This is a genomic window from Actinomadura sp. J1-007 (assembly GCF_009793335.1).
GTDB lineage: Bacteria > Actinomycetota > Actinomycetes > Streptosporangiales > Streptosporangiaceae > Spirillospora > Spirillospora yumaensis.
This window is the reverse complement of sequence record NZ_WING01000001.1, coordinates 3188421-3209319: the sequence shown is the minus strand read 5'-3', so window position 1 is coordinate 3209319 and position 20899 is coordinate 3188421. Positions and strand designations below refer to the sequence as shown.

Here is a 20899-nt window from a genome sequence, read left to right as displayed (position 1 = left end):
GGGGATTCATGGGGTGGAGCGGAACTCCGCACTGCTCGATACCGGGCATATGCCTCATATGACGACATCTGGTTATGCCGTGGCCGGTGCTCGTCTCGCCGACCGGCCGGCGGACTACGAGGCCCTTGGACTGCCGAGACGGGGCATCGCGCTGTGGGAGGACGGCTTCCGCACCGCGCCCGGCGCCCCCGGAACCTGGGAGTGGTGGTACTTCGACGCCCAGCTCGACGACGGATCCCAGCTGATGATCGTCTTCTACGCCAAGGAGGTCGGCCACGAGCCGTCCGGCGTGTCGCGGCCGTTCGTCACGCTGGAGCTCGACCGCCCGGACGGCACGCGCGTGGAGACGCGCGCGGTGGCCGACGAGGGCGACTACGCGTTCTCGACCGACCGGTGCGAGGTGCGGATCGGGGCCAGCGCGTTCTCCGGCGACCTGCACGACTACCGCATCCACGTGGAGGCGGAGGACGTCACCGCCGACGTCACGCTGACCGGTTCGACGCCGCCGTGGCGGCCCGGCACCGGCCACCTGTTCTTCGGGGACGACGAGGGACGCTACATCGCCTGGCTCCCGGCCATCCCGCACGGAGAGGTCGAGGCCACCCTGCGCCTCGGCGGCCCCGAGGCCGGCCCGGACCCCGGCGGCGCGGCCGGCCCCGGCCAGGGCGAACGGCTCGCCGGGCACGGCTACCACGACCACACCTGGGGCGACGCGTCGCTGGCCATGCTGGTCAGCCACTGGTACCGGGCCCGCGCCGCCGCCGGGCCGTACACCGTGATCGCCTCCCACCTGACGGCCGGGAGCCGGTACGGGCACGCGGTCGTCCCGCTGTTCCTGCTGACCAGGGGCGGGCGGATCATCGCCGACGACGGCGCCCTGGTCTACATCCACACCGCCGGGGAGCACGACGACCGCGACACCGGCAGGCCCATCGCGGACACCGTCGTCTACGAGTACCGCGCCGTGGACCCCGCCGACGACGGCTACCGCGTCACGTTCTCGCAGGACGGCGCCGCCGAGCCCGCGTCCGAGCACTCCCGCGGCTTCCAGCACGTCCTCGCGCGGCTCGCCGGGCTCGAAGGCGCCTACCTGCGGTTCAGCGGGCGGGCGAAGATCGAGCGGTTGAGCGGCGGGCAGACGGCCGAGGAGCACTCGACCCACGCCACGTGGGAGCTGGTCTACCCCGGCGACGACGACCCCGCCTGACCCGCGTCACCTCCCGGCGGTCAGCGTGAACGCCGCCGTCCGGACGGCGTCCCCGTGCTTGAAGTCGAGGAACAGCCGGTACGTCCCCGGCCCGGGGACGGCGGCGTGGAACGCGATGCGCGGGCCCGCCGCCGTGACGCCGTCGCCGGGCTCGCCGTCCGGGTGGACGTGCACGTAGGCGAGGTCGCCGGCGCGCAGCACGACCAGGTGCCCGTACGCCGCCAGGTACGGCTGGAGGTCGGTCACCGGGACGCCGTCCCGCGCGACGGTCAGCGTCACCTCGCGGGCCTCGCCCGCGACGAGGTCGCCGTCCAGCGTGACCGTGTAGCCGTCCACGTCGAACGAGCGCGAGGCGGCGGGCACCGGCTCCGGGGCGTACGGCCCGGCGACGGCCAGGTCCGCGCCGAGCGTGATCGTCCGGCCGAGGGCCTCGGGGGCGATGTCGGCGAACACCCGGTACGCGCCCGCCGCGGGCAGGTCGAGCCGTACCGACCAGGTGCCGTCGGCGTCGCGTTCGGGATGGACGTGCTGGAACCCGGTCAGCTCGCGCCGGACGACGATCAGGTGCAGCTCGCGGTCGTGGATCGGGGTGAACGCGTGGACCGGCCGCCCGTCCGGCCCCAGGATCCGGAACCGCAGCTCCTGCTCGCCCGGCTTCGCGATCGCGGCGTCGAGATCGAGCGTGTGGCCGTCCTGCGAGATCTGCAACCCGCCCGGCGCCCCGTGCCCGCCATGAGCGTCGGCCGTCCGCGGAGCATGGGCGAGCGGGGTATGGGCGTGGGTCTGCGAGGTGTGCGTCGTGTTGCTCATCGGTCTCGCCCTTCTTTCCTGGGGGACGGCCCGGTCGCCGGTCCGACGCTTCAGAACATATACGGTCGGGGGGTATATGACCATTACGTTCGCGGTGATGTGGGTCACCGTGCGGAGGGGTGGGGCGGGGGCGGCCGGGCGTTGGAGAGGTTCGTCCCGGACGCGCCCGCCGGAGGGCCGCCAAGAGGTTGATTACCATTAGTTAGGATTCATCTACTCAGCGTGAGGTAGATTCCGTGCTGTGGACACGAGGGGGTACCGGGGGGTATCGGGCGGACGCCGTCCGGCCGTGCTGTGGCCCGTTCTCCTCGCCGCGTTCCTCCTGCTGACCGGGCTGTCCGCGCCCGGAAGCCACATCTGCCAGGCGCAGAATCCCCTCGTCAGCGCGCTGCACGACGTGGGCGGCCACTCGTCCGTACCCCGCCGCGCTGACGCTCCCGACCCGCACGGCACGGACGTCGCGCCGCCGGACGTGCGCCCCTCGATCCTTCGGCCTGACGCACCTGCCGTGGGCGTCCGGTCCGTCCCGGCTCAGCCCGTACGGCCCGTACCGCCGGCGCAGGCCGCCGCGGGCGAGTCCGGCGCCGCCGAGGCGGCCCAAGGGCAGGCCGAGAGCGGACGGGGCGAGTCCGGTGACCAGGAGATCGCCCGCCGCGCCGTCCCGCGCGGCTCCGGTCGGGGCGCGGCATCGCGTCCCGCCCGGTCGGCGCAGGACGGGTCGTCCGCCGTCCACGGCGGCGCGGCCGGACGGACGAGCCCCCGCCACGGACGCCTCGCCCACACACCGGGTGCGCGCTTGCTCGTCAGCCTCGGCGTCTCCCGCGTATAGGACCCGTCCGACGCGCCCCACGCACGTTCACGCGTGCTGAGCGACGGGTCGCCGCACGTCCGCGTGCGGGCCCGACCGCCGTCCCCGTCGGGGCGCGTCCTCGCGATCCGTTGGGTTCAGACGATCGAGGAGCGGGATTCCATGCGAACCCGGAACGTACACGTCATCACCGAGAACTGGCGGTTCCACTGCCTGCACTGCCAGGCGCGCTGGGAGCACCTGTACGAGGCGTGGCACGGCGACGACGGGCACGGCGGCGACGCCGTCGCCTGGCGGCTCGGCGGGGTGGCCAGCCAGCCGCCGTGGATCGACCCGGCCTGCCCGTCCTGCCTCAGCCTGCACGTCAAGACGCTGCCCGCGGGGCCACTGGTCCCCGAGCAGCGCTGAGGCGGACGCCGCGAAGCGATCACGCGCGGCCCCGGCAGGTGGGGCCGCGCGTGATCGGTCAGGGAGGGGGCGGGACCGCCCCTTCGGTCAGCGGGCGGCGGCCTTCTCCGCGCGGGCGGGCGCGGGACCGGAGCCCACGGCCGGGGCCGCGTCCGCGGCGAGGGACTTGAAGCCCTTCAGCCGCAGGCTGTTGCTCACCACGAACACCGACGAGAACGCCATCGCCGCACCCGCGATCATCGGGTTGAGCAGGCCGCACGCGGCCAGCGGCAGGGCGGCCACGTTGTAGGCGAACGCCCAGAACAGGTTCCCCTTGATCGTGCGGAGCGTGCGGCGCGACAGCCGGATCGCGTCGGCCGCGGCCCGCAGGTCGCCGCGGACCAGGGTCAGGTCGGACGCCTCGATCGCCACGTCCGTCCCGGTGCCCATCGCGAGGCCGAGGTCGGCCTGGGCGAGCGCGGCGGCGTCGTTGACCCCGTCGCCGACCATCGCGACCGTACGGCCCTCGCCCTGGAGGCGCTTGACGGTCTCGACCTTGTCCTGCGGCAGGACCTCGGCGACGACCTCCTCGATCCCGACCGCGTCCGCGACGGTGCGCGCGACGGCCTCGTTGTCGCCGGTCAGCAGCACCGGCCGCAGCCCGAGCTCGCGCAGCCGCGCGATCGCCTCGGCGGAGGTCGGCTTGACCTGGTCGGCGACGGTGACCACGGCGCGCGCCGCGCCGTCCCAGCCGACCGCGACGGCGGTGCGGCCGAGCGCCTGCGCGTCCGCCATCGCCCGCTCCAGCTCCGCCGGGAGGTGCTGCGACCACTCGGCGAGCAGCCGGGGGCGGCCGACGAGCACGCCGTGGCCGTCCACCATGCCCTGCACGCCGAGGCCCTCGACGTTCGCGAAGTCCTCCACCTCGGCGAGCGGGCCGACCCGTTCGGCGGCGCCGCGGGCGACGGCCTGCGCGATCGGGTGCTCGGAGGCGTTCTCCAGCGCCCCGGCGAGGCGCAGCGCCTCGTCCGCGTCCACGCCCTCGGCCGTGACCACGTCCACCAGGGCCATCCGGCCGGTGGTGACGGTGCCGGTCTTGTCCAGCACGACGGTGTCGATCGCGCGGGTGGACTCCAGCACCTCCGGGCCCTTGATCAGGATGCCGAGCTGCGCGCCGCGCCCCGTCCCGACCATCAGCGCGGTCGGGGTGGCGAGGCCGAGGGCGCACGGGCAGGCGATGATCAGGACGGCGACGGCCGCGGTGAACGCCGCGGCGAGCCCCGCGCCGGCCCCGATCCAGAACCCGAGGGTCGCGACCGCCAGCGCGATCACGATCGGGACGAACACCCCGGAGATCCGGTCGGCGAGCCGCTGCACCTGCGCCTTGCCGGTCTGCGCGTCCTCGACCAGCCGCGCCATCTGCGCGAGCTGGGTGTCCGCGCCGACGCGGGTGGCCCGCACCAGCAGCCGGCCCCCGGCGTTCACGGTCGCGCCGACGACGGTGTCGCCCGGCCCGACCTCGACCGGGACCGACTCGCCGGTCAGCAGGGACGCGTCCACGGCGGACGAGCCCTCCTCGACCACGCCGTCCGTCGCGATCTTCTCGCCCGGACGGACCACGAACACGTCGTCCACCGCGAGCAGGTCCACCGGGACGCGCTCCTCGCGCCCGTTCCGGACGACCGAGACCTCCTTGGCGCCGAGCTCCAGCAGCGCCTTCAGCGCGGCCCCCGCGCGGCGCTTGGAGCGCGCCTCGAAGTAGCGCCCGGCCAGGATGAACGCGATGACCCCGGAGGCGGCTTCGAGGTAGATGTTCATCGAGCCGTCGGAACGGGTCATCGAGAAGTCGAAGCCGTGCTTGACGCCGGGCTCGCCCGCCGTCCCGAGGAACAGCGCCCACAGCGACCAGCCGAACGCGGCGAGGGTGCCGACCGACACGAGGGTGTCCATGGTCGCGGCGCCGTGCCGCAGGTTGGTCCAGGCGGCCTTGTGGAACGGCCAGCCCGCGTAGGTCACGACCGGCGCGGCGAGCGTCAGCGACAGCCACTGCCAGTACTCGAACTGGAGCGCCGGGACCATCGCCATCGCGATCACCGGGACGGCGAGGACGACGGAGGTGACCAGGCGCTGCCGCAGCGGGCCGAGCCCGTCGTCCGGCTCCCCGGACTCCGCGCTCTGCCCGCCGCCTCCCGCGGGCTCGGGCGGCGGCGGGACCTCGGCGGTGTAGCCCGCCTTCTCGACCGACGCGATCAGCTCGTCGGCGGTGACGCCCTCGGGGACCTGGACCCTGGCCTTCTCGGTGGCGTAGTTGACCGTCGCGGTCACGCCCTCGATCTTGTTGAGCCGCTTCTCGACGCGGGCCGCGCACGACGCGCAGGTCATCCCGCCGATCGCCAGCTCGATCTGCCCGGACGCGGCGTCGGGGACGGCACCGGTGCTCATCGCTCCTCCTCCTGGTGTGTCGTTCGTGCGGGACGTCTAGTGCGCGTGGCCACCGTGCCCGCCACCGGACGGTTCATCCGGCTTCTGGGACGGCGCCTCGGACGGCGCCTCGGACGGCGCCGGAGCGGACCCGCCGGACCCGCCGGGCGAGCCCTGCGAGCCCTGCGCTCCGGCGACCGCGGTGAACTCGGCGGTGCGGACCTTGCCCTCGTGCTGGAAGTCCAGGTACAGGCGGTACGCGCCGGAGCTCGGCACCTCGGCGTAGAACGTGATGTCGGGGCCGGGCCTGGTCCTCCCGTCGCCGGGCTCCCCGTCCGGGTGGACGTGCAGGTAGGCGAGGTCCCGGTCGCGCAGGGCGACCAGGTGGCCGTACGCCTCAAGGTACGGCTGGAGGTCCGTCACCGGTTCGCCGCCCTTGCTGACCGACAGCGTCAGCCTGCTCGAACGGCCCGGAACGAGGTCGCCTCCGAGGCGCACCTCGTAGCCGTCGACCTTCGCGACCCGTTCGGGCGCGGGCAGCGGCTCGGGCCGGTAGTCGCCGGGCGCGGAGACGTCCGTGCCGAGCGTGAGCTGCTCGTCCACGCCGTCCGGCTGGACGTCGGTGAAGAACCGGTACGTCCCGGCGGACGGCAGCGTGACCGGCGCGGACCAGACGCCGCCGCCGACCTCGGTCGGGTGCAGGTGCTGGAACCCCGACAGGTCGCGCCGCGCGATGATCAGGTGCAGCTTCTTGCCGTGCAGCGGGGTGTAGCGGGTGACGGGCCGCCCGTCCGGGCCGTTCACGGTGAAGCGGAAGTCGGTCCGTTCTCCCGGCTCGACCGTCGTGGTCCGGGGGCTGAGCGTGTAGCCGTCCTGGGCGACCTGGAGCCCGCCGGGTACGGGGGTACCCGTATCGCCGCCGGTCTCCGCGCCGGGCGCCGCGCCCGGGGCGGACGCCCCGGAGTGGCCGTGGCCGCCCGAGCCCGAGGCGGAGCCGACGGGGCCGGCCGCGTTGCCGACCCCGACGGCGCCGCCGAAGACGACGGCCAGGCCCAGGGCGTACGCCCCCAGCTTGGTCGCGGTGTTCATGCCGCTCTCACGCCTTCACTTCGTATCCGGCCTCTTCGACGGCGGCCCGGAACAGGGACTCGTCGAGAGGGGCCTCGCTGGTCACGGTCACCGCGCCGGACTCCAGGTCCACGTCCACGCCGGTCACGCCGGCGATCGCGCCGACCTCCTCCTTGACCGACCCGACGCAGTGCCCGCAGGTCATCCCGGCGACGGTGTAGGTGGCGGTGCTCATGTCCTGTCTCCTCTCGCTTACCCCTAGGGGGTATCCAGTGGTCCTCATGCTGCCACAGCGCCTCACCGTCCGCAACCCGTACCCCCTTGGGGTTATTTCGAGATCCGGGTCACGTCCGGGCGCGGCGGCGGGCCCGTCCGGCGCGGCGGGACCGGCGAAGTTATCCACACCCTGTGCGGCGGCCGGTCCCGAACTGGACCGGCGTTCTGTTGAGATTTGCCGAGGTATGTCCCGTGGAGGGAGCGTCTTTCCGCGGGATCCCGAGGTTGCACACAGGGTTTTCCACAGCCTTCCACAGGGTTGTGGACGGAAATCATCGCCGATACTTGAGTCATGCCAGAGCTACCTGAGGTGGAGGCGCTCGCCGGCTTCGTGCGGGAGCACGCGGTGGGCCGCGCCGTCGCCCGCGTCGATGTTCTCGCCATCTCGGCGCTGAAGACGTACGACCCGCCGGTGACCTCGCTCGGCGGCCTCACCGTCACCGGCGTCGCCCGGCACGGCAAGTTCCTCGACCTGGACGTGGACGGCCTGCACCTGGTCGTCCACCTCGCCCGCGCGGGCTGGCTGCGCTGGCGCGACGAGCTGCCGTCCAAGCCGGCGCGGCCCGGCGGCAAGAACCCGCTCGCCCTGCGCGTCCACCTCGACGACGGCTCGGGCTTCGACCTGACCGAGGCGGGGACGAAGAAGGGCCTCGCCGTCTACGTCGTCCGCGACCCGGCGGAGGTGCCCGGCGTCGCCGGGCTCGGCCCCGACCCGCTGGACGAGGCGTTCACCCCGGACGTGCTGCGCGGTATCGTCGCGGGCAAGCGCACCCAGATCAAGGGGCTGCTGCGCGACCAGAAGGTCGTCGCGGGCATCGGCAACGCCTACTCCGACGAGGTCCTGCACGTCGCGAGGATGTCCCCGTTCAAGATCGCCTCATCGCTGACCGGCGAGGACATCGACACCCTGCACGGCGCGATCGTCACCACGCTGCGCGACGCGGTGGCGCGGTCCCGGGGCCTCGCCGCGCAGGACCTCAAGGGCGAGAAGAAGACCGGCCTGCGCGTGCACGGCCGTACCGGCCAGGAGTGCCCCGTCTGCGGCGACACGATCCGCGAGGTGTCGTTCGCCGACTCCTCGCTCCAGTACTGCCCCACCTGCCAGACCGGCGGCAAGCCCCTGGCCGACCGCCGCCTGTCGCGCCTGCTCAAGTAGCCCTGTCCCCGGACATGAGTGAGGACCCCGGCCGCCCATGACCGGGGTCCTCTGCCGAACGGGCCGGAACGGGAGCGGCTCGTTCAGCGGACCTTGGGGACGTCGCCGAACAGCGGGCCGAGCCCGCTCCAGCGGTGCAGTTCGCAGCCGTCGGTGCGGGTGAACCGCGCCCGCACGGGCTGCCCCTTCCAAGTGCCCTTGACCGTGGCGACCTCCGGGCCGCCGTAGATCTTGGTGCACATCTGCTGCTTGGGCGGTGCGGCGAACGGCGCCTTCGCCTTGGCGAGGGTCGCGCACGCCGCGTCCGCCTTCGGATGGTCGCCGCCCCGCGCCTTGCCGTCCGCGGCGTCGCACCGCAGCGTCCAGGTCTTGGCGGGCGCCTGGGTGGACGCCTTGACCTGGACGGTCAGGGCGTCGCCGCCGCCGGCCGGGGTGGACGGCCGGACGGACGTGGTGGCGGAGGGCTTGCCGGCGGAGTTGCTCGTGGTCTGTTCATCACCGCAGCCGGCCAGTGACATGATCGCCACGAGGCCGGGCGCCGTGAGAAGGAGCGTCCGATACCGCATAGGTGATTCGACGCGGGAGGGTTCCGCGCGGTTCCATGGAGGTGTGATGAATTTCGGGGACGACGTGCCGGCCGTGGACGCCGCGGACGTTCCGCAGGACGCCTATCTGCTGGACGTGCGCGAGCAGGACGAGTGGGACGCGGGGCACGCGCCCGAGGCCGTCCACATCCCGATGGGGGTCCTCGGCGACCGCGCCGGCGAGGTGCCGCGCGACCGCGAGGTGTACGTGATCTGCCGCTCCGGCGTCCGGTCCGCGCAGGTGACGGTGGCGCTCAACCAGGCGGGCTGGCTGGCCAGGAACGTGGACGGCGGCATGAAGCGGTGGGCCGAGACGGGCCGTCCCATGGAGAACGGCGGCGACGGGCGTCCCTACGTGGCCTGACCGCCCGGACCCGGACCCCGGCCGGACCCGGACCGCGGCCCGGACCGCGCGCCACGCCGCCACCCCGCCGCCGCGCCGCCCCTCGCCCGGTATGACCGGCGTGGGGCGTTCGTCCGGTCGGCGGCTGTACGATCGGGGCTGACCGATATCCGCGGGAGCTCGTGCCGAACGGGCTGAGAGGGCGATCTGAACGGCGTCGCCGACCGCATGAACCTGTCCGGGTAATGCCGGCGTAGGGAGTGAGTCCCATGACGTCCGATGTCCGGGAACGTCCCCGGGACGAGGTCCCGTACACCCTCGACGAGCCCGCGCCGAAGGTCCTCGGCTTCTGGGACCAGGGGGCCTTCTGGGCCAACCTCGGGGTGAGCCTGTTCGCGTTCTCCGGCGCCTACACCGTCCTCGCGCCGGACGCCGACGGCAGGCCGACGATGTCGATCGTCGCGGGCATCGTCGCGATGGCCGCCGGCACCGTGATCGGCGGCCTGATGCTGGGCCTCGCCGCGGCCCCCGGCGCCCGCACCGGGCAGCCGGCGATGGTGCTGCTGCGCGGCCTGTTCGGCGCGCGGCTGTCGTACGTGCCGACCGTGCTCAACATCGCGCAGCTCGTCGGCTGGGGCACGTTCGAGCTGATCGTCATCGCCGACGCCGCCCGCGCGCTGTGGGACGGCGTGCCGCGCTGGTCGTACGTGATCGCCGCCGGGCTCGTCACGACCGTGCTGACGGTCTGGCCGCTCGGCTCGGTGCGGCTGCTGCGCCGCTACGTGACGGTCGCGGTGCTGGTCGCGCTCGTCTACTTCTACGTCCAGCTCCTGCGCGAGCCGCTGCCGGACCTGACGGACGGCTCGTGGGGCGGGTTCTGGCTCGGCGCCGACGCCGCGCTCGCGGTGTCGATCTCGTGGGTGCCGGTCGCCGCCGACTACACCCGGCACGCCCGCAGCGCGCGCGGCGCGTTCGGGGCCGCCGCGGTCGGCTACTCGGTCACCCAGATCGTCGCGTACGTGCTCGGGCTGCTGGCGCTGGCGATCGTCGCGGGCGACTCCACGCGGGTGTTCGACCCGTTCCTGCACGTCACGCTCGGTGTGGTCCTCTTCGCGGTGTTCGTGGTGCGCGAGGCCGACCAGTCGTTCGCGAACGTCTACTCGACGGCGGTGTCCATCCAGAACCTCGTGCCGCGCGCCGACCGCCGGGTGCTGTCGGTCGCGCTCGGCGCCGGCGTCACCGTGCTCGCGCTGCTGCTGGACATCGGCGACTACTCCGGCTTCCTGTCGCTGATCGGGTCGGTGTTCGTGCCGATGCTGGGCGTGCTCGCCGCCGACTTCTTCCTCGGCCGCGGACGGCTGCCGAAGTGGGACAGCTCCCGTACGGCGCCGTCCCGCTGGGGCATGATCGCCGCCTGGGCCGTCGGGATCGTGGCGTACCAGCTCGTCAACCCCGGCGCGGTCGGCTGGTGGACGCGGTTCTGGACCGGCGTCCGCGACGCCCTGCTCTTCACGCCGCAGAGCTGGATGAGCGCCTCGGTGCTGTCGTTCGCCGTCGCGGCCGCCGCCGCGCTGCTCATCGGCAGGGTCGGCGGCACGGGCGGGACGGGCGGGGTGGCGAAGATCACGCGTTGAGCCGGGCCGGAACGGTCAAGATCAGAAGAGCGCCCGGTTCCCGCTCACCGGCGCCCGCCGCGCCCGCGCCCGCGGGGCCCGCGGCAGCTCGATCGGGCGCCGCCGTGGCGTCTGACGTGGCGTTCTTCCGGTCGGAGGTCGGGCGCGGTGGGAACCTTTCGGCGGTGGTTGCCGGGCACGGGCAGGCGATCCGGTGGCACGATGTCAGTCGTGCCCCACCACGTCCACGACCCGATCGCCCGCGCCGTCATCCAGAGCGCGGCCGACGCGATCGTGGCCGTCGACCACCGCTACCGCGTCACGGTGTGGAACCCGGCCGCTGAGCGGATGTTCGGCTGGACGGCCGAGGAGATGGTGGGACGCGTCGCGCCGATCGTCCCCGACGAGCTCCAGGCCGAGCACAACGCCGTCCAGGAACGGCTCCTCACGCGCCGTACGGGCGAGGGCGGGCAGATCTCGATCGCGACCCGCAGGTTCCACCGCGACGGCCGGCTGATCGACGTGCGGATCGACACCAGCCTCCTCAAGGACCCGGACGGCGGCCCGCTCGGCTGGGTCGGCGTCTACCACCCCGTCGAGGAGGACGACGTCGTCCAGCACCACATGGCCGAGCGCGCCCGGCTCGTCCGCCGCCTGAACGACATCGTCGCCGACCTCAACGCCGAGCTCGACCTCGCCACCGTCCTCGACCGGATCACCGACGCGCTGATCGAGCTGACCGGCGCGGACGCGGGCGGGTTCGTGCGGATCGACGGGGACCGGCTGCGGCTGGTCAGCATGTCCGGGCTGCCCGAGCACCTGCGCGGCACCACCGCCGACCTGCGGTCGAGCCTGGTCGGCGAGCTGCTGCGCTCCGGCAAGACGGTCAAGCTCGCGACCGGCGAGCGGCGGCTCGGCGACCTGGTCTGGTCGGAGCTGCCCGGCCTGCACACGATCGCGCTCGGCCTGTCGTACCTCCAGAACAGGCCCTACGGCGCGCTGTACGCGCTGTTCTCGGGGCAGAAGGTCGGCCACACCGAGCTGGAGCTCCTCGAACTGCTCGCCGGGCACGCCGGGGTCGCGGTCGGCAACGCCGTCGCCTACGCCGAGGTCGTCCGGCAGCGCGCGCACGAGCGCGCCGTCATCGACTCCAGCGCCGACGGGATCGCCGTGCTGGACCGCGACCTGGTCGTCCGGCAGTGGAACCCGGCCGCGCACACCCTCACCGGCATCCCGGCCGGCGAGGCGCTCGGCCGGCCGCTGCCGTTCGCGATGCCCGCGCTGGGGGAGATGCTGACGATCCCGTGGTCCGAGGGCGTCTGGCTGAACGTCCTCGCGGCCGAGATCGAGGAGACCGGCGGGCTGGTGGTCGACTTCCGCGACGTGTCCGAGGCCAAGGCCCTGGAGGAGGCCAAGGACCTCTTCCTCGCCACGACCAGCCACGAGCTGCGCACCCCGATCACGGTCGTGCAGGGGTTCTCCAGCACGCTGGTCAACCGCTGGGACGAGCTCGCCGACACCGACCGCCGCGCCGCCGTCGCCACCATCGCCGAACGCGCCCAGTCCCTCGGCCGCCTCGTCGAGCACCTCCTGCTCGGCGCCCGCGCCGGAGCCGACGAGCTGACCGTGACCAACGAGACGTTCGACCTGGCCCGGGTGATCGAGGGCGTGGTCGCGGGCTTCCGCTCCCTGTCGTCCCTGCACCGCGTGGAGCTGGAGATCGACCCGGACCTGCCGCAGGCGCGCGGGGACGCGATGGCCACCGACATCGTGCTGGGCCAGCTCCTGGAGAACGCGTTCAAGTACTCCCCGGACGGCGGCACCGTCCGCGTCAGCGCGTACCCGGAGGGCGGCTCCCTGGTGATCACGGTCGTGGACGAGGGCATCGGCATCGCCCCTGGCGACCACGAGCGCGTCTTCGAACGGTTCGTCCAGGGCGAGGCGGGCGACCGCCGCCGCTTCGGCGGCATCGGCCTCGGCCTCTACATCGTCAAACGCCTGACCGAGGCGCAGGGCGGCACCATCAAGGCCGGCCCCGCCCCCCACGGCGCCCCAGGCACCTGCATGACCCTGACCCTGACCCGCCCCGCCTGACACGGCCCGATCGCGTCCGCCCCGGTCCTTCGGCGCGTCCGCCCGGTCTCTTCTGCTGGACGTTCGTTCGGCTGTCGCTCTTTGTGCGGGCTGAGGGGGTGGGGCGGGGTGGTGGAGCGGGGCGGGGCCGGATCCGGCCAAAAACGGGGAACGGGAAGGTGTCTTGTCGCGATCTTGACAACCGGGAGGGTGTGAGGTTGCGGAAAAGTACGGTGTCGCCGGGGTGTGACGGACGAAACGTGCGCGTGAGGAGTAATCCGTCGTTGGCTGGATAGATCCTTTGTTGTTCGCCGTTGGTGACGGGGTTCCATTGGGCGCCGCGTACGGGGGAGATCGCCGTGACCGGATGGTCGCTCGCTCGTTGGTCCGGTGGCAAACTGTTTCGTCCAGGTTTCCGGATGAGTCCTTCAGGGCATTTCGGTCGTAACGGAAGTGCGGTACGGGGACCGATCCGAGACGGATCCACGGGGAGGTGAGGGTGTCGAGCGTCGTTCTGCTGCCACACGCACCGTCCAGCGTCGCGGTGGCCCGCAAGCGCCTCAGCTCCGAGCTGGCCGCCTCCGGAGTCTTCGAGTCCGTGATCGACGACGCCAGCGTCATCCTCAGCGAACTGCTCAGCAACGCGCTCCGGCACGCCCGCCCGCTCCCGTCGGGCCAGATCCGGGTGTCCTGGGACTGCCGCGGCGAGCTGCTGGAGGTCGAGGTCAGCGACGGCGGCGCGATGACCGAGCCGCGGTGCGGTCCCGGCACGCTGTCGTCCCTGGGCGGGCGCGGCCTCGGCATCGTTGAGGCGCTCTCGGAAGGCTGGGGCGTCCGCCGCGAGGACGGCGCCACCACGGTCTGGGCGATCCTGCGCGCTCCGCACCTCGCCGACGCGAGCGGTTCGCCGCGGGCGGGCGCCGCGCACGCCGTCGTGCCGGACCTGGCCGATCTGCCGGGCGTTCCCGACGAACCGGACGCCAACCTCTGCAACGGGACCAGGCACGGAGCGGCCTCGACTAGGGCATACCCCGCCTAGAGCGGCCATTGCCCCGCCTTGTAGGGTCCTCGACAAGCTCGGGCGCTGTCGTGCCCCCGTCGACACCGCCCGAGCCATCCACGTCCGGGCCCCCGGCCGCCGCGCAGGCGCCGGGGGCCTCGCCGTTCCCGGCGCGCCGCGCGGGACGGGTCAGGCGGGCGGGTCGCGGAGGATGGGGCAGGACATGCAGCGCGGTCCGCCCCGGCCGGTGCCGAGCTCGCTGCCGCTGATCCGGATGACCTCGATGCCGGCCGCTTCGAGCTGGGCGTTGGTCTCGATGTTGCGCTCGTACGCCACGGCGAGGCGCGGCGCGACGGCGAGGGTGTTGTTGCCGTCGTCCCACTGCTCGCGTTCGGCGGTGACGGGGTCCAGACCGGTGTCGATGACCTTCAGGTGGTCCAGGCCCATCGCGTCCGCCGCGGCCTTGAGGAACGGGCGGGGCTCGGACACGGCCAGGTCGCCGTTCGCGGCCGTGACCGTGTAGGCGGTGAGGGAGTGCGCCACCGGCGGGTACATGACCACGGTGTCGACGTCGACCATCGTGCAGACGGTGTCGAGGTGCATGGTCGCCCGTTCCTGCGCGATCGGCACCGCGAGCACGGTGTGCGCGAGGTTGGCCTCGAAGACCTGGCGGGCGAGCCGTTCGACACCGGCGGGCGTGGTGCGCTCCCCCGTGCCGACCGCGAGGACCCCGGGGCTCAGCAGGAGGACGTCGCCGCCCTCGACCGATTCGAGGGACGGTCCGTACACCGGCCGCACGCCGGAGAAGCGCGGGTGGTGCGCGTAGATGAGGCCGGCCAGCGTCGACTCGCGCCGCCGCGCGGGCATCGCCAGGCTCGCGACCGCGACCCGGCCGCCGATCCAGGCGCTGCTGTCGCGGGTGAACAGCAGGCCGGGCAGCGGGTCGATGATGAAGTCGAGCCGGTCCATCAGCCGGTACACCAGGCCGTGCCCGGCCTTCAGCTCCTCGTGCGCGAGCCCGGCGATCAGCGTGTGGGCGAGGTGCTCGGGGTCCTGGTCGCGCAGGTAGCCCTCGACGACCCGGCCGAGCTGGTCGCCGAGCCGGGGGTCGGCGACGATCTCGGCGATCGCCTCGTCGCGGGTCTCCTCGTACTCCAGCGCGTCCTGGAGCAGCTCGGTCACGTACAGCACCTCGACGCCGCGCTCGCGCAGCGCCTCGGCGAACGCGTCGTGCTCCTCCTGCGCGCGCCCCACCCACGGGATCGCGTCGAACAGGAGCTGGTCGCTGTTGCGCGGCGTGAGCCTCTTCAGCTCGGCGCCCGGACGGTGCAGCAGAACGGTCCGCAGCCGCCCGACCTCGCTGGTGACCCGATGCGTGCGCTCCGTCGTCTCCGTCACCCTTTCGAGTCTAGGCGGCCCTTGATCGGCGGGAACGCCGGGGACCGGCGATGCCGTGACACCATGCGAGAGTGATCCCGGGGCTTGCGCCGCACCTCGGCGCCGCGACGCTGCTGCGGATCTCCGCCGAGGGGATCGCGACGGCGCTCGTCCTGACCGTCCAGGCCCGTACCGGGCACGCCGCCACCGCGGGGTACGTCCAGACCGCGATGACCCTGCCGTACGTGCTGAGCGGCCCGGTGATCGGCCACGCCATCGACCGCACGACCCGTCCCCGCCGCACCGCCCTCGCGCTCGCCGCGGCGTACGCGGCGTCCACGGCCGCGCTGCTCGCGACCGTCGGACGCGTCCCGCTGGTCCTCGCCCTCGGCGTCGCGGCCGTGATCGGCTGCACCGAGCCGGTCGTGGTCGCGGTGACGGGCCTGCTCCCGCGCTTCGTCCCCGCAGGACGGCTCTCCCGCGCGTACGGCCTGGAGGCGTCCAGCTACAACCTCGCCGCCGTCGCGGGCCCCGGCCTCGCCGCCGCCGTGGCCGCCTACGCGGGCGGCTCGTACGCGGGCGCGGTCATCGTCGCCGCCTCCACCCTCGGGGCCCTCGCCCTGCCCCTGCTCCCCTTCCCGCCCCGCCGCCGACCGACTCCACCGTCCCCGTCTCCCCCACCGCCGCGCCCCCTCCACAGCCTCGTCCGGCTGCGCCCCTTTGGACGAACGCGGCGTCCAGAACGACTCCGGCGGCGCGGACGAGCCCGTTCGGCCGGAGGAAGGCGGGAACGGCGGGAAGGGCGGGGACGGCGGGGACGGCGAGGAAGGCGGGGGTGGCCGGGGCGGCGGGTCGGTCGGGAGGGGAGTGGCCGGGGTGGCGGGGGTGGTGGTCGGCGGGTTGAGGGTGCTCGCGGAGGGGCGGGTGCTGCGGGCGCTGACGGCGGCGACGACGTTCGCGTGGCTGGGGTTCGGGGGCGTCGCGGTCACGGCCGTCCTGCTGGCCGGGCACCTCGGCGAACGGCCGAGCGCGGGCGGGCGGCTGCTGGTGGCCATGGCCCTCGGGTCGCTGCTCGGATCGCTCGCGTCCAGCCGCTGGCTCACGCCCCGGCACGCCGAACGGGTGATGGTCGGCGGGCTGGTCGCGTTCGGCGCGTCGCTCGCGTCGCTGGCGGTGGTGCCGTCGCTGACGTGGGCCATGGTCGCGTTCGCGGCGGCGGGGCTGTCGGAGGGGCCGGTGTTCGCGGCGACGCTCATGCTGCGCCAGCGCGAGGCGCCGCCCGAACGGCTCGGGGAGGTCAACACCACCGGCGGCAGCCTCAAGATCGGCGCGTCGGCGCTCGGGCCGCGCTGACGGCCGCGTCCGCGGACCTGGTGGGGCCGGTCGGGCTCGTGCTGACGATCGCCGGGTTCCAGTTCGCGGGCGCGGCCATCGGCGCGGTCCTGCTCCGGCGTCCCGAAAGCTGACCGCCCGTTTCGGACGGGTATCGTCGGCGACTTTGAGCGACGACGGCGGTGCCCGGGTGCGACCGCTCCTCGTGGGGGAGAACAGCGTGAGTACACCAGTGGGTGAAGGGCGGGACGGCGGTCGGCGGGGGCGCCGCTCGCGCCGTCCGGACCCGGGCGAGGGGCCCGCGGCGGCCCTCGCCGAACGGTTGTGGCGGCTCAAGAAGGAGGCGGGCGACCCCTCGTACGCCGAGATGTCGTCCGCGCTGGGCGCTGCGGCGTCCAAGTCGTCCCTGGCCGCCGCCGCGCGGGGCCGCGGCCTGCCGACCTGGGGGACGACCTGGGAGTTCGTCCGCGTCCTCGCCGTCGACCGCCTCGGTGCCGACCCCGAGCGCACCGAACGCGAATGGCGCGCGTACTGGGAGGAGGCCCGCGACGCGCTCACCGCCGCCGAGGACGCGGCGGCCCTCCCCACCGGAACGGACCCCGAGCCCACCTCAGCGACACCCTCGCCCCCCGCGGACCCGCCCAGGGCGAACGAGTCCGTGGACGGGGACACGCAGCCGGTGGGGGTGCGGCCCAGGCGGCGGCCCTACCTGTACGTGGTCGCCGCGGCCGTGGTGGCGGCGCTCGTCGCGGGCGTCGTGGTGCTCGTGAACGCGGGCCACGGCTCGTCCGCTGGCAAGGACGGCAAGGGCGGCAAGGACGGCGAAGGGACGCGGGCGAACGCGGGCCGCCGGGACGACTCGCGCTTCGAGGGCGACGTCACCTATCCGGACGGGACGAAGGTGCGCGGCGGCACGACGTTCCGCAAGGTGTGGCGGATCCGCAACACCGGCGACCTGCACTGGAAGCGCCGCTACCTGCTGCGCGTCGGCAGCGGCCCCTGCTCGGCGCCGAAGTCGGTCGCGATGCCGGACGCCGCGCCGGGCCAGGCCGTCGACGTCGGCGTCCGGGTGACCGCGCCGAGGACGCCGGGCCGCTGCCGGATCTACTGGAAGATGGCCGACGAGCACGGGCGCGTCCTGATGCCCGACAAGCGCCCGGTCTTCCTGGACGTCGCCGTCGTACGACCCTGACCGGCGCCGGTCGGCCCCGCCCGCCCGAGCGGCGAATAAATCGGTCGACTCCGGGCCGGACGGTCCGTACCGTCTGACGCATGTTCTTCGCAGCCGGCACCCTGACGCTCGCGGACCACGGTCCGCTGAGCGCGGTGCCGGCTGCCTTCCTCTCGGGAGCAGCGGCAGCGGGCGCGGCCGTCGTCGGCGGCGCGCGAAGCTGACCCCTCTCCGTCCCGCCTCCGGAGAACCAGCGGAGGGGGGTGTCATGGCCCCGGGCGCACGCCCGCGGGGGTTCTCACGTTCCGCACATGGATCCGGTGAGGACGAACGATCATGGCCAAGCAGCTGTACGAGCGCGACAAGCCGCATCTCAACATCGGCACGATGGGGCACGTCGACCACGGCAAGACCACCCTGACCGCGGCGATCACCAAGGTGCTCGCCGCGCGCGGGCTGGCGGCGGCCGTGCCGTTCGAGGGCATCGACCGGGCGCCCGAGGAGCGCGACCGCGGCATCACCATCAACGTCGCGCACGTGCACTACGCGACCGCGACCAGGCACTACGCCCACATCGACATGCCCGGCCACGCCGACTACGTGAAGAACATGATCACGGGGGCGGCGCAGGTGGACGGCGCGGTGCTGGTGGTGTCGGCGCGGGACGGCGCGATGCCGCAGACCCGCGAGCACATCGTGCTGGCCCGGCAGGTCGGCGTCCGGCACATCGTGGTGGCGCTCAACAAGGCCGACGCGGTGGACGACCCGGAGCTGCTCGACCTGGTCGAGCTGGAGGTCCGCGAGCTGCTGTCGGAGTACGGCTTCCCGGGCGAGGAGATACCGGTGGTCCGGGTGTCGGGGCTGCGGGCGCTGGAGGGCGACCCGTACTGGACGGCCCGGATCGGCGACCTGCTCGACGCGGTCGACGCGTACGTGCCGGTGCCGGAGCGGGCGCTCGACCGGCCGTTCCTGATGCCTGTGGAGAACGTGCTGACGATCACCGGGCGCGGCACCGTCGTGACCGGCGTCGTCGCCCAGGGCTCGGTGCGGGTCGGCGACGCGGTCGAGGTCGTCGGGCTCGGCGACTCGTTCGGGTCCGTCGCGACGGGGCTGGAGACGTTCGGCCAGACGATGGACCGCGCCGAGGCGGGCGACAACACCGCCATGCTGCTGCGCGGGGTCAAGCGCGACCAGGTGCGGCGCGGGCAGGTCGTCAGCGCGCCGGACGCGGTCCGGCCGCACGCGCGGTTCCGGGCGCGGGTGCGCGTGCTGACCGCCGCGGAGGGCGGCCGGAGCGGGCCGTTCTTCCACGGCTACCGGCCGCAGTTCCACTTCCGCACCACCGACGTGGTCGGGGGCGTGGACCTCGGCGGCGACGGCGGCATGGCGCTGCCGGGCGACACGGTCGAGATGGCCGTCGAGCTCGGCAGGCCGGTCGCCATGACCGAGGGACTCGGCTTCGCGATCCGCGAGGGCGGCCGCACGGTCGGCGCAGGCACCGTCCAAGCCCTGCTCGACTAGCACCCGACGAGAAGGAGCGCGGGTCGGGCCCGCGGAGAGTGGGCGCGGGGCGGGCCCGGCGGGGAGCGGGTGCGCGACGGGCTCGGCGGGGAGCGGGTGCGTGGCGGGCCCGCGGTGAGTGGGCGCGCGGCGGGCCCGGCGGGGAGCGGGCGCGGGTCGGGCTCGGCGGAGAGCGGGTGCGCGGCGGGCCCCGCGGGAGAGCGGGTGCGCGACGGGCCCCGCGGAGAGCGGGTGCGCGACGGGCTCGGTGGGGAGCGGGCGCGGGTCGGGCTCGGCGGAGAGCGGGTGCGCGACGGGCTCGGTGGGGAGAATGCTCCGCCGGGCCCGTTCGCCGCGTTCTCGCTCGCTTACCCGACGGGCCGACGCCTTCTGATTGGCCCGGTCGCGGAAGTATTTTCCGGCGCTTTCAGATGTCCGTTGAAGGCCGCGGTGGCGGGGCTTTCGGCGGTTCTCGCATGTCGGACGGGTTTCGGCGGTGGCCCGTCCGCCGCGCGGCGGGAAGGCTCGACCGAAACAGGTCGCCCCAGCGTGATCGGACGGTCGCGAACGGCTGGCGGAAGCGATCTTGATGTGGTGAGATTTCGGGGATCATCCCCGCTGATCCCTGTCCTGGAGAACGTGTGCGAGCCCCCCGCGCCCTGATCCCCCTGTTCGCCGTCTGCGGAGCCGCGGCGGTGGTCGCCGTCGCCGGAGCCGGAGCGGCCATCGAGGGCCTGCCCGACGTCGGTTCCGCCCACGCCGACGGCGTCCGCGCCGTCCCGGGCGCGACGATCACCGCGACGACCTGGAACGTGTGCGCGGACGCCCTCGCCGGCTGCCCGCTCGGCGCCGCCCCCGCCGAGCTCGGCAAGCGCATCCCGCAGCGGATGCGCGGCATCGAGGTCGGCGGCCGGAAGGTCGACGCGACCGCCGTGTTCCTCCAGGAGGTCTGCTCCGGACACGTGAACGTCCTCAAGAACGTCCCGTCCATGCGCGGCTGGACCTGGGCGTTCGCGCCCTCCGGCGGATCGTGCACGGACGGCCAGGGCAGGCTGGGCGTCGCGCTCGGCACGAGGGCCCCGATGACCGGCGTACGGCACGTGCGGCTCCCCGCCCCGGCCCGCCACGAGCGCGTCGCCGTCTGCGGCGACGTCGCCCGCTGGCACGCCCGCGTGTGCGCCACGCAGCTCAGCGCCCCGCGCTGGGACGACGACCCGATCGGCGACTGGCGCGCCAAGCAGGTCAAGCGCCTCACCGGCGAGCTGGCCGGAGCCGAGCGCGCCATCCTGGGCGGTGACCTGGGCGAACGCCCCGAGAGCCCGTCGCTCGACCCGCTCTACCAGGCGTACGGCGAGTGCGACCAGGGCCCGGGCCCCGCCCGCACCGGCTCGGGAACCCTCCAGAACGCCCGCGGCCAGGCCGTCGAGAAGACCGACTACCTCTTCGCGTCCAAGTCCGCGGGCGTCTCCTGCGGCGTCCCGGAACGTGCCGACACCGCGTCCGACCACCGCCCCCTCACGGCCGTCATCCGCTTCCGCCGCCCCGCCGAGCCCATCACCGACCAGCCCGCCAACCCGTCCCGCTGACCCGTCCCGCCGGGCTCGCGCCGTCCTGTCCCGCGGGCCTCGCTCGGCGACCGCGTTCCGCGGGCTCAGCCCGTTGGGCCCGCTCGCGGCGGGTCGGATCCCTGCGGGCCTCGCTCGGCGACCATGTTCCGTCGGCTCAGCCCGCTGGGCTTGCTCGCGGCGGGTCGGATCCCCGCGGGCCTCGCTC

The 20899-nt window shown here is 74.1% G+C and carries 19 protein-coding genes, 1 pseudogene and 1 riboswitch; of the genes and pseudogenes, 14 read left to right on the top strand and 6 right to left on the bottom strand.

Annotated elements, in window-relative coordinates:
* Positions 1 to 79 precede the first annotated feature (79 nt).
* Positions 80 to 1207 (top strand): hydroxyneurosporene dehydrogenase, encoded by a 1128-nt coding sequence (locus GEV43_RS14520; RefSeq protein ID WP_160821146.1) that lies wholly within the window; start codon positions 80 to 82, stop codon positions 1205 to 1207.
* A 6-nt stretch (positions 1208 to 1213) separates the two neighbouring features.
* Here GEV43_RS14520 and GEV43_RS14515 read toward each other — a convergent pair whose 3' ends face one another.
* Complete coding sequence (locus GEV43_RS14515) at positions 1214 to 2017, bottom strand: hypothetical protein (RefSeq protein WP_206681173.1); 804 nt, start codon at positions 2015 to 2017, stop codon at positions 1214 to 1216.
* Between the two features lie 289 nt (positions 2018 to 2306).
* Here GEV43_RS14515 and GEV43_RS14510 point away from each other — a divergent pair, with 289 nt between their 5' ends.
* On the top strand, positions 2307 to 2846 hold the full coding sequence (locus tag GEV43_RS14510; protein WP_206681172.1) for a hypothetical protein: 540 nt from the start codon (positions 2307 to 2309) through the stop codon (positions 2844 to 2846).
* A 141-nt stretch (positions 2847 to 2987) separates the two neighbouring features.
* Positions 2988 to 3233 carry a hypothetical protein gene (locus GEV43_RS14505; protein ID WP_160821144.1) on the top strand — a complete coding sequence of 82 codons (246 nt, stop codon included), beginning with the start codon at positions 2988 to 2990 and terminating at the stop codon, positions 3231 to 3233.
* An 87-nt stretch (positions 3234 to 3320) separates the two neighbouring features.
* Here the strand turns inward: GEV43_RS14505 and GEV43_RS14500 are convergent, their stop codons facing one another.
* Genes GEV43_RS14500 through GEV43_RS14490 form a run of 3 tightly spaced genes read right to left on the bottom strand, consistent with a single transcriptional unit; the run spans position 3321 to position 6936 of the window.
* Positions 3321 to 5654 (bottom strand): cation-translocating P-type ATPase, encoded by a 2334-nt coding sequence (locus tag GEV43_RS14500; RefSeq protein ID WP_160821143.1) that lies wholly within the window; start codon positions 5652 to 5654, stop codon positions 3321 to 3323.
* A gap of 36 nt (positions 5655 to 5690) precedes the next feature.
* A complete protein-coding gene (locus tag GEV43_RS14495; protein WP_160821142.1) occupies positions 5691 to 6722 on the bottom strand; it encodes a hypothetical protein in 1032 nt (343 codons plus the stop codon).
* A 7-nt stretch (positions 6723 to 6729) separates the two neighbouring features.
* Positions 6730 to 6936 (bottom strand): heavy-metal-associated domain-containing protein, encoded by a 207-nt coding sequence (locus GEV43_RS14490; protein WP_160821141.1) that lies wholly within the window; start codon positions 6934 to 6936, stop codon positions 6730 to 6732.
* Positions 6937 to 7269: 333 nt separating this feature from the next.
* Between GEV43_RS14490 and GEV43_RS14485 the strand changes: the two genes are divergently transcribed.
* The gene (locus GEV43_RS14485) at positions 7270 to 8133 is read left to right on the top strand and encodes an Fpg/Nei family DNA glycosylase (protein ID WP_160821140.1); all 864 of its coding nucleotides are present in this window, start codon (positions 7270 to 7272) and stop codon (positions 8131 to 8133) included.
* An 83-nt stretch (positions 8134 to 8216) separates the two neighbouring features.
* Here GEV43_RS14485 and GEV43_RS14480 read toward each other — a convergent pair whose 3' ends face one another.
* On the bottom strand, positions 8217 to 8651 hold the full coding sequence (locus tag GEV43_RS14480) for an SSI family serine proteinase inhibitor (RefSeq protein ID WP_241682908.1): 435 nt from the start codon (positions 8649 to 8651) through the stop codon (positions 8217 to 8219).
* 94 nt (positions 8652 to 8745) lie between these two features.
* Here GEV43_RS14480 and GEV43_RS14475 point away from each other — a divergent pair, with 94 nt between their 5' ends.
* The 4 genes from GEV43_RS14475 to GEV43_RS14460 all read left to right on the top strand — a co-directional run bounded on the left by GEV43_RS14475 (position 8746) and on the right by GEV43_RS14460 (position 13785).
* The gene (locus tag GEV43_RS14475) at positions 8746 to 9081 is read left to right on the top strand and encodes a rhodanese-like domain-containing protein (protein ID WP_160821138.1); all 336 of its coding nucleotides are present in this window, start codon (positions 8746 to 8748) and stop codon (positions 9079 to 9081) included.
* 141 nt (positions 9082 to 9222) lie between these two features.
* Positions 9223 to 9338, top strand: a riboswitch (TPP riboswitch).
* A complete protein-coding gene (locus GEV43_RS14470) occupies positions 9330 to 10694 on the top strand; it encodes a cytosine permease (RefSeq protein WP_160821137.1) in 1365 nt (454 codons plus the stop codon). Its footprint overlaps the riboswitch before it by 9 nt.
* A gap of 201 nt (positions 10695 to 10895) precedes the next feature.
* Positions 10896 to 12767: a PAS domain-containing protein gene (locus tag GEV43_RS14465; protein WP_160821136.1), complete on the top strand. Its 1872-nt coding sequence runs from the start codon at positions 10896 to 10898 to the stop codon at positions 12765 to 12767.
* Positions 12768 to 13245: 478 nt separating this feature from the next.
* Positions 13246 to 13785, top strand: a complete 540-nt coding sequence (locus GEV43_RS14460) for an ATP-binding protein (protein WP_309239636.1) — start codon at positions 13246 to 13248, stop codon at positions 13783 to 13785.
* A gap of 150 nt (positions 13786 to 13935) precedes the next feature.
* Here the strand turns inward: GEV43_RS14460 and GEV43_RS14455 are convergent, their stop codons facing one another.
* Complete coding sequence (locus GEV43_RS14455; RefSeq protein ID WP_160821134.1) at positions 13936 to 15144, bottom strand: arginine deiminase; 1209 nt, start codon at positions 15142 to 15144, stop codon at positions 13936 to 13938.
* Between the two features lie 71 nt (positions 15145 to 15215).
* On the opposite strand from GEV43_RS14455, the pseudogene GEV43_RS56110 reads away from it, so the two are divergent.
* The 6 genes and pseudogenes from GEV43_RS56110 to GEV43_RS14435 all read left to right on the top strand — a co-directional run.
* A pseudogene (locus GEV43_RS56110) lies at positions 15216 to 15764 on the top strand (MFS transporter); the annotation flags it as partial.
* A 79-nt stretch (positions 15765 to 15843) separates the two neighbouring features.
* Positions 15844 to 16476, top strand: coding sequence for a hypothetical protein (locus GEV43_RS50210; RefSeq protein WP_241682906.1), 633 nt, complete (start codon positions 15844 to 15846; stop codon positions 16474 to 16476).
* Between the two features lie 199 nt (positions 16477 to 16675).
* Positions 16676 to 17647 (top strand): NBR1-Ig-like domain-containing protein, encoded by a 972-nt coding sequence (locus GEV43_RS14445; RefSeq protein ID WP_206681171.1) that lies wholly within the window; start codon positions 16676 to 16678, stop codon positions 17645 to 17647.
* A gap of 80 nt (positions 17648 to 17727) precedes the next feature.
* Positions 17728 to 17850: a hypothetical protein gene (locus GEV43_RS53790; RefSeq protein ID WP_302930806.1), complete on the top strand. Its 123-nt coding sequence runs from the start codon at positions 17728 to 17730 to the stop codon at positions 17848 to 17850.
* A 112-nt stretch (positions 17851 to 17962) separates the two neighbouring features.
* Positions 17963 to 19147, top strand: a complete 1185-nt coding sequence (gene tuf, locus GEV43_RS14440) for an elongation factor Tu (RefSeq protein WP_160821132.1) — start codon at positions 17963 to 17965, stop codon at positions 19145 to 19147.
* 620 nt (positions 19148 to 19767) lie between these two features.
* Positions 19768 to 20712: an endonuclease/exonuclease/phosphatase family protein gene (locus GEV43_RS14435; protein WP_160821131.1), complete on the top strand. Its 945-nt coding sequence runs from the start codon at positions 19768 to 19770 to the stop codon at positions 20710 to 20712.
* Positions 20713 to 20899: the final 187 nt, after the last annotated feature.